Source organism: Microbacterium sp. 69-10 (assembly GCF_001897945.1).
Lineage (GTDB): Bacteria > Actinomycetota > Actinomycetes > Actinomycetales > Microbacteriaceae > Microbacterium.
The window spans coordinates 329,360-342,720 of the sequence record NZ_MKRT01000024.1; the positions used below are offsets into that span (position 1 = coordinate 329,360).

At 69.7% G+C, this 13,361-nt stretch carries 15 protein-coding genes; 5 read left to right on the plus strand and 10 right to left on the minus strand.

The features are described 5' to 3' along the window. The 3 genes from BGN97_RS12640 to BGN97_RS12650 form a co-directional block, all read left to right on the plus strand. A partial coding sequence (locus BGN97_RS12640) for a uracil-DNA glycosylase (protein ID WP_292702056.1) occupies positions 1-366 on the plus strand: 366 nt, incomplete at its 5' end. Then, positions 363-866: a GNAT family N-acetyltransferase gene (locus BGN97_RS12645; RefSeq protein ID WP_292702058.1), complete on the plus strand. Its 504-nt coding sequence runs from the start codon at positions 363-365 to the stop codon at positions 864-866. The genes BGN97_RS12640 and BGN97_RS12645, both read left to right, overlap by 4 nt. 11 nt (positions 867-877) lie before the next feature. Beyond that, positions 878-1,591 (plus strand): hypothetical protein, encoded by a 714-nt coding sequence (locus BGN97_RS12650; RefSeq protein ID WP_292702060.1) that lies wholly within the window; start codon positions 878-880, stop codon positions 1,589-1,591. A 20-nt stretch (positions 1,592-1,611) separates the two neighbouring features. On the opposite strand, the gene BGN97_RS12655 is transcribed toward BGN97_RS12650, so the two are convergent. The 6 genes from BGN97_RS12655 to BGN97_RS12680 are packed head-to-tail and all read right to left on the minus strand — an operon-like array spanning position 1,612 to position 7,525. Continuing rightward, positions 1,612-2,400, minus strand: a complete 789-nt coding sequence (locus BGN97_RS12655; protein WP_292702063.1) for an ATP-binding cassette domain-containing protein — start codon at positions 2,398-2,400, stop codon at positions 1,612-1,614. Continuing rightward, positions 2,397-3,206, minus strand: coding sequence for an ABC transporter ATP-binding protein (locus BGN97_RS12660; RefSeq protein ID WP_292702065.1), 810 nt, complete (start codon positions 3,204-3,206; stop codon positions 2,397-2,399). Before BGN97_RS12660 ends, BGN97_RS12655 begins: the two co-directional genes overlap by 4 nt. Beyond that, the gene (locus BGN97_RS12665; protein ID WP_292702206.1) at positions 3,203-4,069 is read right to left on the minus strand and encodes an ABC transporter permease; all 867 of its coding nucleotides are present in this window, start codon (positions 4,067-4,069) and stop codon (positions 3,203-3,205) included. Before BGN97_RS12665 ends, BGN97_RS12660 begins: the two co-directional genes overlap by 4 nt. Continuing rightward, positions 4,069-5,022 carry an ABC transporter permease gene (locus BGN97_RS12670; protein ID WP_292702068.1) on the minus strand — a complete coding sequence of 318 codons (954 nt, stop codon included), beginning with the start codon at positions 5,020-5,022 and terminating at the stop codon, positions 4,069-4,071. Before BGN97_RS12670 ends, BGN97_RS12665 begins: the two co-directional genes overlap by 1 nt. A 1-nt stretch (position 5,023) precedes the next feature. Further along, positions 5,024-6,553 carry an ABC transporter substrate-binding protein gene (locus tag BGN97_RS12675; RefSeq protein WP_292702071.1) on the minus strand — a complete coding sequence of 510 codons (1,530 nt, stop codon included), beginning with the start codon at positions 6,551-6,553 and terminating at the stop codon, positions 5,024-5,026. Between the two features lie 57 nt (positions 6,554-6,610). After that, positions 6,611-7,525, minus strand: a complete 915-nt coding sequence (locus tag BGN97_RS12680; protein ID WP_292702074.1) for an alpha/beta hydrolase — start codon at positions 7,523-7,525, stop codon at positions 6,611-6,613. Positions 7,526-7,685: 160 nt separating this feature from the next. Here BGN97_RS12680 and BGN97_RS12685 point away from each other — a divergent pair, with 160 nt between their 5' ends. Both BGN97_RS12685 and BGN97_RS12690 read left to right on the plus strand, forming a co-directional pair. After that, the gene (locus tag BGN97_RS12685; RefSeq protein WP_292702076.1) at positions 7,686-8,390 is read left to right on the plus strand and encodes a tyrosine-protein phosphatase; all 705 of its coding nucleotides are present in this window, start codon (positions 7,686-7,688) and stop codon (positions 8,388-8,390) included. Positions 8,391-8,475: 85 nt separating this feature from the next. Beyond that, complete coding sequence (locus BGN97_RS12690) at positions 8,476-8,937, plus strand: SIP domain-containing protein (RefSeq protein WP_292702078.1); 462 nt, start codon at positions 8,476-8,478, stop codon at positions 8,935-8,937. Here BGN97_RS12690 and BGN97_RS12695 read toward each other — a convergent pair. The 4 genes from BGN97_RS12695 to BGN97_RS12710 form a co-directional block, all read right to left on the minus strand. Further along, the gene (locus BGN97_RS12695) at positions 8,916-9,401 is read right to left on the minus strand and encodes a Fe-S oxidoreductase (protein ID WP_292702081.1); all 486 of its coding nucleotides are present in this window, start codon (positions 9,399-9,401) and stop codon (positions 8,916-8,918) included. The genes BGN97_RS12690 and BGN97_RS12695 overlap by 22 nt on opposite strands. Positions 9,402-9,432: 31 nt before the next feature. Beyond that, positions 9,433-10,239 carry an arginase family protein gene (locus BGN97_RS12700; protein WP_292702084.1) on the minus strand — a complete coding sequence of 269 codons (807 nt, stop codon included), beginning with the start codon at positions 10,237-10,239 and terminating at the stop codon, positions 9,433-9,435. An 83-nt stretch (positions 10,240-10,322) separates the two neighbouring features. Continuing rightward, positions 10,323-11,060 carry a PspA/IM30 family protein gene (locus BGN97_RS12705; RefSeq protein ID WP_285633394.1) on the minus strand — a complete coding sequence of 246 codons (738 nt, stop codon included), beginning with the start codon at positions 11,058-11,060 and terminating at the stop codon, positions 10,323-10,325. Positions 11,061-11,160: 100 nt separating this feature from the next. Further along, on the minus strand, positions 11,161-13,185 hold the full coding sequence (locus BGN97_RS12710; protein ID WP_292702087.1) for a TPM domain-containing protein: 2,025 nt from the start codon (positions 13,183-13,185) through the stop codon (positions 11,161-11,163). Between the last annotated feature and the right edge of the window lie 176 nt (positions 13,186-13,361).

Consider the following 13,361-nt stretch of genomic DNA (forward strand, 5'->3'; position numbering starts at 1 on the left):
CCCCCGGCTCCACACGGCGACCTGACCGCCTGGAGCGACCAGGGCGTGCTGCTGCTGAACAGGGTGCTGACCGTGCGGCCCGGCACCCCGGCCTCGCACCGCGGCTGGGGCTGGGAGAAGGTCACCGAGCTCGCGATCCGCACGCTGGTCGCGCGCCGGAAGCCGCTGGTCGCGATCCTCTGGGGAGCGGATGCCCGGGGCCTCAAGCCCCTGCTGGGGGACACCCCGATCATCGAGTCCGCCCACCCCTCGCCGCTGTCGGCGAGCCGGGGCTTCTTCGGGTCGAAGCCGTTCTCCCGGGCCAATGCGATGCTGGAGTCGATGGGCGCGCAGCCCGTCGACTGGCGTGTGGAGGGAGAGGCATGAGCGCGCTGCGCATCCGGCCGGTGGCGGATGCCGATCTGCCGGCGATCCGCGACATCTACAACCACTATGTGCGCACCTCGACGGTCACCTACGACGAGGTCGAGTCCACGGAGCAGACCTGGGCGGACAAGGCCGCGAAGATCGCGGACGCGGGCATCCCGTTCCTGGTGGCCGAGACGGAGGACGGTGAGCTCCTCGGGTACGCGCTCGGCCAGCAGTGGTCGCCGAAGTCGGCGTACCGGTTCACGATCGAGAACTCGATCTACCTCGCCCCGACGGCCGGCGGCCGGGGGATCGGGTGGGCGCTGCTCGCCGAGTTCCTGGACGCCTGCCGCGCAGCGGGCCTGCGCCAGGTGATCGCCGTGATCGCCGACCGCGGAGCCGACGCCTCCATCGCCCTGCACCGCAAGGCGGGCTTCACCGACGCGGGGCGGCTCACCGAGGTGGGCCTGAAGTTCGGTGAGCCGCAGGGCGTGTTCCTGCTGCAGAAGACGCTCTGATCACAGGTTCCGTGGTCGCCGATCCGCTGCGTGATGTCCGCGCGGCCCTCATCGCCCTGAAGCCGGTCGACGGGAGCATCCGTTCGTGCGTCACTCTGCGCAGCGACTCGGCGTTCCTGAGCCTCCTCAGCACGAGCGACCCCGGAAGGTGGGCGGTGGTGCACTCGACGGGCGCCACCTGGTTCTCCCTCGTCGTCGACGGTCATTTCACCAGTGACATCATCGATGTCGACCTGAATGCGGATGAGGTGCGCGAGCACCTCGCGACTCTGGTGAGGATCGCGATCCCGCATCTGGATGGCAGGAGTCGGCCCACGCGCCGGAGCGGACGCCGTCGTCTCGCCGTCGTCGTCGACGGCGAGGAGGTGCTGCTGTTCGCTCCGGTCGACCGCCTGCTCGCGCGGCTCTCACCGCTGCGACGGCGGCGCGCTCGCCGCGGCGCGCAGCATGCGGCTGACGGCCTGCTGGCCGACCATCGACTCCCGGGGATCGCGTCGAGCTGGATGATCGTGAATCCCGAGATGTGGGAGCTGCTCGTCGATCTCGACGCGCTGCAGGCAGGACTCGCCTCCTCCCGGACGTGGCGGCGCACGCGAGAGGGACGACGGATCCGGCGGGAGCTGTCCGGCGAAGCTCTTCTGCTGGCGGACGCTCTCGCCGAACTCGACCTCGTCGATGTCGCGGTCGGTCTCTCCGACCTCCGTGCCCGGATCTCCGCGTTCTGATCGCGACGCGGGATTCGCGGTCAGGGACGCGGGATGACCGGGATCGCAGCGAGCAGCCGCTTGGTGTAGTCCTCGGTCGGGCGCTGCAGCACTGCATCCGTCGGCCCACGCTCCACGATCCGTCCGTCCTTCATGACCATGACCGTGTCGGCGAGGTTCTGCACCACGCCGATGTCGTGCGAGACCATGATGACCGTGAGGCCCTCTTCGCGCTGCAGCTCCGTGATCAGCTCGAGCACCTGCGCGCGGACGGTCACGTCGAGCGCCGACAGGGGCTCGTCGCCGACGAGGACGCGAGGGCGATGCGCGATGGCGCGCGCCAGGGCGATGCGCTGGCGCTGCCCGCCCGAGAACTCATGCGGATGCCGGTCGGCCATGCCTGCCTCCAGACCCACCTGCGCGAGCACCTCGCGCACCCGCGCACGGTGGTCGCCGGGGATGTCGAGGGCCCAGAGCGGCTCGGCGATGATCCGGCCCGCCGTCATCCGCGGATCCAGCGATGCGTACGGATCCTGGAAGACCAGCCCGGTCTGCCGGCGCAGCCAGTGCAGGGAGCGGGCGGATGCCGTGGCATCCACCTCCCTGCCGTCCACCGCCACCCGGCCGGTCGTCGGACGATCGAGTCCCAGCAGCAGTCGCACGAGGGTCGACTTCCCCGAGCCCGACTCGCCGATGATGCCGACCGACTCGCCTTCGTCGATCGTCAGATCGGTGGGATGCAGGGCCGTGCTGGTGCGTCGCGACTCGAACAGGGTGCGCTTCGGAAGGGCGAACGTGCGGCTGAGGCCCTCCGCCTCGATGAGGCTCATGCGACGCCTCCCTTCGCGTCATCCCCGGCGTCAGGGCGCCACAGCGTCGCGGTCGCGTCGCGCAGCAGCGCCTGCGTGATCGGGGACGACGGCGCGGTCAGCAGCGTCGGGACCGGCCCCTGCTCGACGACGCGGCCGTGCTCGAGCACCACCGCGTGCGTCGCCACCTGCGACAGCACGGCGAGATCGTGCGTGATGAAGACCAGCGACATGCCGTGCTCCTCGGCCAGCGACAGCAGCAGCTTCAGGACCTCGGCCTGGATCGTGACGTCGAGGGCGGTGGTGGGCTCGTCCGTGATCAGCAGCTTCGGCCGGCAGGCGAGCGCCATCGCGATCGCGACGCGCTGACGCTGGCCGCCGGAGAGCTGATGGGGGTAGCGGTCGACGATGGCATCCGGTTCCGGGAGCCGGACGCGAGCGGCTTCGGCGACGGCCCGCTCGCGGGCCTCGCGGCGTCCGATGCGCTCGTGGATGCGCACCGATTCCGCGATCTGCCGGCCGACGGTGCGGATCGGGTTCAGGGCGGTGCGCGGCTCCTGGAACACCATGCCGATCTCATCGCCGCGCAGCCTCGCGAGCTCGCGGTCGGGCATTCCGATCAGCTCGGTGCCGTTCCAGCGGATGCTGCCGCTCGCCGTCGCCGCATCCGGGAGCAGACCCAGCAGGGCGAGCGCGGTCAGGGACTTGCCGGATCCCGACTCGCCGATCAGGCCGAAGCGCTGGCCGTCGGCGACCGAGAACGAGACGCCGTCGACCACGCGACGGCGGTCGATCTCGATGACGAGGTCGTTCACCTCGAGGCTCATGCGACCACCGCCGGGACATGGACCTCTGCGCCGCGGCGGCTCAGCGTCGGGTCGGTGGCCTCGCGCAGGGCGTCGCCGAGCAGGTTCAGGCCCAGCACCGTGATCGTGATGGCAAGGCCGGGCCAGACCACGGTGAGCGGATGCACGCCGATGTACCGCTGCAGATCCGCCAGCAGCGTTCCCCAGGACGCCTCGGTGAGAGTCGCCCCGAAGCCCAGGTACGACAGCCCGGCCTCCGCGAGCACGGCGACCGCCATCGACCAGGACAGCTGCACGATGAACACCGGTGCCACGTTCGGCAGCAAGTGGCGGACGAGGTTCTGCCCTGTGGTGAGACCGCTCGCGCGGCCGGCGACGACGAAGTCGCTCTGCTGCACGCGGCGCAGCTCGGGCCGGGTGACGCGGGCGATGCTCACCCCGAACCCGATGCCCACGGAGAACACGACGACCCACAGCGAACCGCCCCAGACGGCGGAGATCATCATCGCGATCATCAGCACGGGGAAGGCGATGAGGATGTCCACGAGAACTGCGACGGTCTCGCGGACCCAGCGAGCGGTGAGAGCGCCGAGGGCCGCGAGGGCGACACCGACGAGGGTGGCGACGATGCCCGACCCCACGGCGACGAACAGCGTCGTGCGGGCACCGGCCATCACGAGGCTGAGGATGTCCCGCCCCGTGCCGTCTGTGCCCAGCAGATGCGGCCAGCCCGGCGCAGCCCATCGGCCCCGGATGTCGGAGAGCATCGGGTCGAACGGAGTCCAGAACAGCGAGACCAGCGCCGTCACGGCGATCAGCAGCACGACGATCACGCCGAACAGCCCGGTGCGCGACGAGAGCAGGGAACGCAGCCAGCGGGGCATCATCCGGCCTCCTCGCGCTGTCGGGGGTCGATGGCGTGGTGGACGAGGTCGACCAGGAAGCCGATCACCAGCACGAAGCCGGTCAGCACCAGCAGCTCGCTCTGCACCTTCACGAGATCGCGCGTGCCGACGTCCGCGACCAGCATCCGCCCGATGCCGGGCAGCGTGAACAGCTGCTCCACGACGACCGATCCGACGATGATGCCCGCGACCTGCACGCCCAGCACGGTCACGATGGACAGCCCCACGGCGGGGATGCCGTGCCGGATCAGCGCCTGGCGACGGGTGAGGCCCTTCGCAGCCGCGGTGCGCACGAAATCCTGCCCCGCGGCCTGAAGGGTCGCGCTGCGCACGAAGCGCATCAGCATGGCGCCCTCGACGATCCCGATGGTCATGGCCGGCAGCAGCAGCGATTCGAAAGCCTTGGCCGGGGTCGACCAGCCGGTGCGGGGGAAGCCCTGGGCAGGCAGCCATCCCAGCCAGTGCGCGAAGACGACGACCAGCATCATGCCCGCCCAGATGACCGGGATCGCGGCGACCGCCTGTGCGGCGACGCTCAGCGCGGTGCCGCCGGCGCGACCCCGCAGCATCGCGGAGAGCACGCCGAAGGGCGCTGCGATCAGCATCGCGATGGTCATGGACATGAGTGCCAGCGGCCAGGTCACCCGCGCCTTCTCGGCGAGCTCGGCGCCCACCGAGGCGCCGCTGAGCTGAGAGGTGCCGAGGTCGCCGTGCAGGATGCCGCCGATCCAGTCGGTGTACTGCGCGAGCAGCGGCTTGTCGAGGCCGAGCGACTGGCGGATCGCCTCGACCTGCTCGGGGCTCGCCTGCGTGCCCGCGATCAGCTGCGCGACGTCGCCGGGGAATACGCGCAGGGTGAAGAAGATGATCACGCTCGACACGAGGAGTCCTGCGATGAGCAGGACCCCTCGTGTGAGCGCGTAGCGGAGCATGTCAGCCGGCGGTCTTGGTGACGCCCGCGAGGTCGATGCGCGAGTTGATCGAGTCCTTCGGGAAGCCCTTGACGCCCGCGGTCAGGGCGGTCAGGGTGGCGCCGTTGTACAGCCAGTCGGCGGCGTCGTCCTCGGAGACGATCCGCGCTGCCTGCGCGAGCAGGTCGGCCGACTTCTCCGGGTCAAGCTCGGCCTGCGACTGCGCGTACAGGTCCTGAACCTGCTTGTTGTCGTAGCCGAAGTAGTACTCGGGGTTCGCCCAGTTGCTGAAGTCGCGCGGCTCGACGTGCAGCACGAAGCTCAGCTCGTAGTCGTGGTTCTTGTAGACGTCCTCGAGCCAGGTGGCGAACTCGACGCGGTCGACCTCGAGCGAGACGCCGATCTTCGCGTAGTCGGAGACCAGCACCTGAGCGACGGTCGTGCCGTAGAACGACGGGATCGTCAGCGAGAGGTCGAGCTTCTCGACGCCGGCCTCCTTGAGGAGCGCCTTGGCCTTGTCGGGGTCGTAGGGGACCAGCTTGGACAGGTCCTCGTAGCCCGGGTCGAGCTCCGGGATCGGACCGTACAGGGGCTGGCCGGCGCCGACGGCCTCGACGAGAGCCTCGTGGTCGACCGCCAGGCGCAGCGCCTCGCGCACGCGCTTGTCGTTCAGCGGAGCCTTCGCGTTGTTGAAGGCGAGCGTGGCCTTGTCGGTGGTGCGCCCCGTCGTGATCGTGAAGTCGCCGCTGTCCTTCAGCTGCGAGACCAGGTTCGGGTCGACCGCGGTGAGCACGTCGACGCTGCCGTCAAGAGCCGCGTTCACGCCGGCTGTGAAGTCCGGGATGTACTGGAACGTGACCTCGGCGAGCCCGGCCTTCTTGCCCCAGTAGTCGTCGTTGCGCGAGAACGTGATCGAGCTGCCCTTGGCCCAGCGCTGCAGTGTGAAGGGGCCCGTGCCGTTCTCGGCGGTCTTCAGATCGGTGGTGTCTCCGGTCTTGAAGACGAGGCCGGCCGGTCCCGTGAGGTTGAAGAGGAAGTTCTGATCCGGCTTCGCCAGCGTGATCTGCACCGTCGTCGGGTCGGGCGCGGTGATCGCGGTGACGCCGGCGAACTCGGCGTTGCCCTGCACCGTGGCATCCGACTTCACGGTCTCGTACGAGGAGACGACGTCGGCCGAGGTGAGGGCAGTGCCGTCGTGGAAGGCGATGCCCTCGTTGAGCGTGAACGTGTAGGTGAGGCCGTCGGGCGAGATCTCGTGGGACTTCGCCAGGCGATCCTCGATCTTGTTGTCCTGCGTGCGCGTGACGAGGCCCTCGTAGATGTTGTCGACGAGGATCTGCTCGAGTGCTGCGCCGCTGGTGTGGCGGATGTCGAGGTTGGTGGGCTCGAGCACCAGCCCGACCGTGAGACCGGCCTTGGGATCGGCCTTTCCCGTCGAGGTGGTCTGCGGCTCGGACGATCCGCCGCAGGCGGTGAGGATCAGAGCGCCGGCGGCGAGGATGCCGATGGCCGCGAGACGGGCCGATCGTCGGGTGCTGCGGAAGGGAGACACGGTGTTTCCTCTCGGAGGGGTGCTGTGAGGCGCTGCGTGCGCAGCCACGGGGGCTGGTCAGCGGGAAGGTCGGGTCAGGGCGTCGGATGCGAGGGAGGCGAGGAAGGCCGGGTCGGTCTCCTGCACGTTGTGGCCGGCGTCGACGGTGATCGCGGTGGCGTTCGGGAGACGCCGCTCGAACGCGGCGGCGTCGGTGTCGGCGAGGAAGCCGCGCGCGCCTCGGACGAGGGTGACCGGTGCGCCGACCGCTTCGAGGTCCGCCCACGGGTCCGTCTCGGCGGCCTTCGCGTTCGCGGCGTTCAGCGCGTCGAAGGCGTGCCCGATGATGTGCGCGAAGTGATGCTTCCACTCCACGCGACCGTCCGCGCGCACGCGCGTGTTGAAGAAGACACCGCGCTCGGTGTCCTCGCGGGAGCCGCCGAAGCCGAACGCCTGCGCCCGGTCGACGGCATCGTCGCGATCCGCGAACTCGGTCACCTGGTAGAAGTCGCGGAGAACGGCGGGCGCGGCGTCGGTGTCCATCCCGGGAACGATGTCGACGAGGATGAGCTCGCGGACGAGCTGCGGATTCCGCGCGGCCACGACGGATGCCGTGAGTCCGCCGAGCGAGTGGCCGATCAGCACCTGCGGGTCGCGCGTCCACTCGGCCATCGCGATGGCGACATCGGCGGCGAGGGAGACGGGGGAGTAGTCCAGGTCCTCGCGCCAGGAGGAGTCGCCGTGACCGGCGAGATCGATCGCGAGGGCGGGGCGGCCCAGCAGCAGCTGGACGGTGTCCCAGGTGTGCGCGTTCAGGCCGGCGCCGTGCAGGAGAGTGACCTCCGGTTCGCCCGCGCCGAAGCGGAGTGCGCTGAGCGTGCGGCCGTCCGGCAGCGTCAGCGCGATCCGCTCGGCGGAGGGTACGGTGGTGCCGAGCATCGCCGCCTGCGTGGGCAGGTACCGGAACTCGCTGGTGTCTTGTGCCACGGCCATATTCTGCTATCGGGATGTGGTTCACAGGAAATGCGGGATCATCATGACAAGTAATATCGGGTAATCATTCGTCACATAGTGAACTCATCGTGCATTTCACTTGTCGTTCTGTCCTGGCGGGTGTCCGACAGTGTCGTGCTCCCTCGCCTAGGCTGGAATCGTGACGGTCATTCGCATTCCCGGCGTGAACAACCTGCGCGACATCGGCGGCATTCCCGTCGGTTCGGGGCGCGTGCGGTCGGGTGCGCTGCTGCGGTCCGGCCACCTCGCGCGGGTCACGCCGGAAGGGCAGGCGTTGCTGCGCGACCGCATCCGGCGGGTGGTCGATCTGCGGGACGACACCGAGGTGCGCTCGGAGCCCTCCGCGCTTCGTGACGTCCCGACGACTCGCGTACCGCTCTTCCTCGGCTCGGTCGGATCGTTCTTCGAGCAGGACATGGACCTGGCCGGCATGTACGGCCATCTGGTCGACGACTGCTCATCGCGCTTGGCGGATGCCGTGCGGATCATCTCCGAAGGGGAGCCCGCACTCGTGCACTGCACGGTGGGCAAGGACCGCACCGGGGTCATCGTCGCGCTGGCGCTGAGTGCGATCGGGGCGGATCGGGATGCCGTGGTCGCGGACTACGCGCTGACGGCATCGCAGCTGCCTGCTGAGCGCAATCGCGCCATCGCGGAGTACTTCCGCGCGCACATGCCCGATGCGCGCAACGCGATCCAGCTCGCCACGGAGTCGCCCGCCCCGGTCATGGCCGCGCTGCTCGGCGATCTCGATCGTCGCTACGGCTCGGTCGCCGCCTACCTCCGCGAGGCGGGTCTCACGCAGGCCGAGCTGGATGGCCTCGCGGACGCGCTGATCGAGTGAGCGTGCGCTTCGACAGGCTCAGCATCCCAAGGCTGAGAGCCGCATAGGTTAGGCAACCCTTCCTCGGTGCTACGATGAAGACATCATGAGCACTGCCGAGACGACCGCGAGCGCACGCGCCGCACGCCGGGCATCCCGTCGTCCGCAGGCGCAGCACCTGATCACCGCCGACGAGAACTCCCTCGCCGAGCTGGAGGTTCTGCTCGCGACGCTGCCTCTGTGCGCCGTGGGCCGCGTGTTCATCGAGGTCGCCGACCAGGACGATGTCAGCGTCGTCTCGGCACCGCCGCGCATGACCGTCACCTGGCTGCCTCGCACCCGCAGGGGCGGCGTCCGTCGGGCGATCGGCGAGACGCTCAGCCGAGCCGCGATGGCGTGGGCCGACGAGATGCTGTGCGACGACTCCGAGGGCGCGATGCGCACCGAGGTCACGCTGCTGGGCGGCTACCTCAGCACGGCAGACATCGTCGAGCACCTCACCGGAGCGTGCGGCGTCGAGCCGACGGCCATCCACGCCCCCGCGCGCTACGGACTGCCGGTCTTCTGACGCTCCTGGGTCTCTGATCCGGTCGAAGGGCGGGACCGCGGCACATAGCCGCCGTCCTCCAGCCCGGCCTCGATCTCGAAGCGGTTGCGCAGCGCATTCCGGCCGGCGAAGAGGTACAGCACGGGCATGAGGAAGCCGTAGCGCAGCCACTGCTGCTTGTGCACGCTCTCATGACGCAGCACGGCATCCGAGGGGTCGACATCACCGGTCAGGTAGCAGCCGCCCACGCACACCCCGCCGCGACCGTAAGCCCAGTCCGGCAGGCCGCGGAACACCCAGAGGCCGGCGCGGCGCTCGATCGGCCCGGTGCTCCAGAGCGAGCCCCAGACCCAGCCGACGGAGGTGCCCCACCAGTAGCCGATCCGGCTGATGGGGGAGCGCAGCAGGAACGAGGGGATGCGCAGATCGGAGCGCCGCCCGCGCTCGAGCGCACGCTCGGCGTCGGCGCGCCAGTCGGCGTTCACGCTGCAGCCCCTCTCGCGCCTGTGCGCCGCGTCACGCCACGGACCCGATCAGGCGCAGGATCGCGCCCATGTCCTGCACGGCATCCGCAGGGCTGCGGGGCGCGAATCCGGCGATCGTCGCACCCGCGAGCGGGAGATCCTGACGGACGCGCTTGACGGCCGCGGCAAGGGCGGCGGTACTGACGCCGAACGGCTCCGCGTCCGAGACGCCCTCGAACTCGGCGGGATCGATGACGTCGACGTCGATGTGCACCCAGACCCGGGATGCCCCGGTCGCGCGCAGCGCCTCGGCCACGGCATCCGGATCCTGCGCGTCGTCGGGCGAGAGCGTGCGCAGCGCATCCAGCCGCGACTTCTCGCCGTCGTCGACGCTGCGGGCGCCGAGCAGGACGACGCGCTCGGCGGGGATGCCGGGGTTCAGCGCGAGTTGCGGCTCCCCGTCGCCGAGCACGGCTCCGAGGGACATGCCGGAGAACGCGCCGGACGGGGAGGTGGAGGGATCGTTCAGATCGGGATGCGCGTCGCACCAGAGCACGGCGAGGTCCGAGGTGTCGATCGCGGAGAGCGCGAACACGCTCACGCTGCAGTCGCCGCCGACGAGCACGATCTGATCATCGGCATCCGTCATGTGCTCCGCGATCAGCTCCCGCACGCGCAAGAGTGAGCTGAGCCGGCGCACGCCGGTGCCGAGCGATTCACCCGCCTCGAGCGGCACATCCAGGACGGTGGTGTCCTTGCGGGGCAGGTCGCCGGCGATCGCGGTGGCGCCGTCGACGAGAAGCATGGCCCGCGAGGCGGGCGAGCCCTGCCACTGCGGGACGATGAGGAAACGGGTCATGGTCTCTCCTGGGAGGAGAAGGAGCGGGCGGATGCCGGGATGCGGCATCCGCCCGCTCGGTCAATCTGCGTGTCCGAGTCCGATCACTCGGCTTCGATGGCGGCCTGCGGCTTGCCCGACTTGAGCTCGGCGAGGCGCGCCTCGACCTCGGTGAGCTCACCGAGGTCCTCGAGGCTCTCGAACTGTGCGTCCAGCGACGAGGCCGCGATCTCGGCCTTGCCCTGGGCGAGAGCCTCCTGGCGGCGGATCTTGTCCTCGAAGCGGCCGAGCTCGCTGGTCGGGTCGAGCACGTTGATCGAGCCGATGGCGTCCTGAACCTTGGTCTGCGCCTCGGCGACCTTGGCGCGGGCGAGCAGCTCGCTGCGCTTGGTCTTGAGCTCGCCGAGCTTGTTCTTCATGCCGTTCAAGCCGTCCTTCAGCTTGTCGACGATCTCGGTCTGCGACGCGATCTGCGGCTCGGCCGCCTTCGCCTCGCGCTCGGAGCTGATCTGGCGCTGCAGCGCGATCTTCGCGAGGTTGTCGAACTTGTCGGCGTCGGCGGTGTGGCCGGTGCCGCGCAGCTCGTCGGCCTTGCGGGAGGCGGCGAGGGCCTTGTTGCCCCAGTCCGTCGCCGCCTGCACGTCCTCCTCGTGGTCGCGCTCGAGAAGACGCAGGTTGCCGATGGTCTCCGCGATCGCGGACTCGGCGTCGGCGATGTTGTTCGTGTAGTCGCGGACGAGCTGGTCGATCATCTTCTGCGGGTCCTCGGCCTGGTCGAGGAGAGCGTTGATGTTGGCACGGACGAGCGTGGAGATGCGTCCGAAGATGGATTCCTTGGCCATTGTGTGGGTTCCTTTTTCTTCTCGGATGGTTGTCTTGCCGTGTACGTGTCTGGTCAGGTTAGTGCGCGAACTGATGTGCGGGGATCAGGGGCGGGCGCCGTCAGAAATGGCCCCCGCTGCTGCCGGAGAAGCCGCCTCCGCCTCCACCGAAGCCGCCGACGGAGAAACCGCCTCCTCCGCCGCCTCCTCCGCCGAAGAAGCCGCCGCTGCTCCCGCTGCTTCCGCCTCCCCAGCCGCCGCCTCCGCCGCCTCCGAAGATGCCGCCGCCTCCGCCCCAGCCTCCTCCGCCGTGGTGATTGCCGGCGGAGCCGATCAGGATGCCGCCGATGAAGGCGCCGAGGTCGTCGTTCCCGCCGCCTCCTCCGCCGTTCCACCCGCCGTAGTCGTTCTGCGCGAGGCGCAGAGCCTCGGCGGCGAGCGTGTCGGCTCGCTGTGCGAGTGCAAGAGCCTGGACGGGATCGACCTGAGAGAGGCTCTGCGCCTGGTTGAAGCTTCCCTGAGCCTCGGACAACCGGGTGCGCGCGGTCGAGGAGATCGAGCCGCGGCGGTTGAGGATGAAGCTCTCGGCCGAGGAGATCTGCACCTGGGCGCGCTGCATCGCTGCACCGAGCATGGCGACGGCGCGCTGGATGCGGGCCTGCTCATCACGGACATGCGCGATGACGCCGTCGATCGATGCGTTGGCCGCCTCGAGCACGCGCAGGGCGTCGACGGGATTGCGTCCCGACGCGCCCAGTTGGCTCTGCGCCTGGCGGATGCCCTGCTCCGTAGCCGCGACGGCCTGCGCGACAGCCCCCTGGGTGTCGGGCAGAGTCCGCGCGGTCTGCAGGTCGCTGTTCAGCTCTGTGATGAGCGCCGCGGCTCGATCATCGGCATCCTTCAGGGCCTTCTGCAGCTGCTCGAGGGCGTCCTCCAATTGCGTCGCCTGCTGCACGGCGCCTTCGGCGGCGCGCACTGCGACCGCGGCATCACCGGTCTTGCCGGCAGCGATGAAGCCGTCGGCCGCCTGCACCTGCGCGTCGGTGAACGCAAGACGGGATCGCGCCTGCATCGGGTTGTCGGTGACGGGCGAGATCGCCGCAGACGCGTAGGCGGCCTTGAGCGCCGCGAGGATCTGATCGGCGCGATCGACCTCGGCGCCGGCGGCGGCGCGAAGCTTCCGCACGTTGTCCAGCGCGGCGGGGGCGTTCTGCTCCAGCTTGCGCAGTTCGTCGAAGTCGGCCTTGCGCTCCTCGAGCACCTTCGTCGACTCAGAGCACAGTTCGAGGATGCGCTGCGACCACTCCAGCTTCTGCTCGTCGGTGTCGGGGACCTCGTCGTCGAGCTTTTGCTGCAGGGAGAAGGCCTCGTTCAGATTGGTGCGCGAGGTCTGCAGCGCCGTGACGAACTCGCCGATCACGTCATCGCCGAACTGGGCGCGCGCGTACTCCATCTCCTGCTCGCTGGAGCGGACGAGATCGTCGGTGCGCACCAGCGCGATGTTCGCCTGCTGGCCGATCTCCGCCAACTGGGCGCGGCGCTTCGCCTGTTCGGCTGCGCGCTTGCGCGCCCGCCGGATCAGCAGCACGACGACGACGATGACCACGGCGATCAGGACGATGATGCCGAACACGGTCCAGCCCATGGCCGCGCGCGCCGGCGCGTCGACGACCATCTCCTGCACCTGGGCCGCCGCCGCGTCGATCGACCCGACCCAGTCGTTGCCGCGTAGAGCGGGGAGCATTGCGTCGGTGATCTGCGTGCGGTCGGAGACCGAGATCGGGCCGCCCTGATCGGGGCCTGCGATCGCCAACAGGCGGCCTTCGGTGGACACGCCGATCAGGTACTGGTGGTCGTTGAAGCCGTTGCCCGAGGCGGTACGGGCGACCCAGTCCCTTTCGTCGGTGGCACCGGTGAACTCGGGGACGAAGATGACAAAGAGATCGACGCCCGTATCTGTGCGGAGCTTCGACAATCGGGCGTCGGCCGCGGACAGTTCCTGTGAGGAGAGCACGCCGCTGATATCTGTCACGTTGCCCGTGCCGGTGAGCGGTCCCGGGTCTGTCGCGGAGGCGGCGCTCAGCGAGAACCCGCCCAGGACCGCGCCGAGCAGGACCGCGACCCAGACCAGCCACCGTTGACGCATACTGTTCCCTCCGACCGGCAGCCGTGCCCCCATGCGACGAGTCTATGCACAGCGGCCGACACGCGACAGCATCCGCTGGGTGCTGCCCGTTCGCTGTCCGCGGAGGCGCATACGCTGGAAGGCATGGACGACAGGTACGGCAGCGATGTGCTCGCGGCGGGCTGGCGGGAACGCGG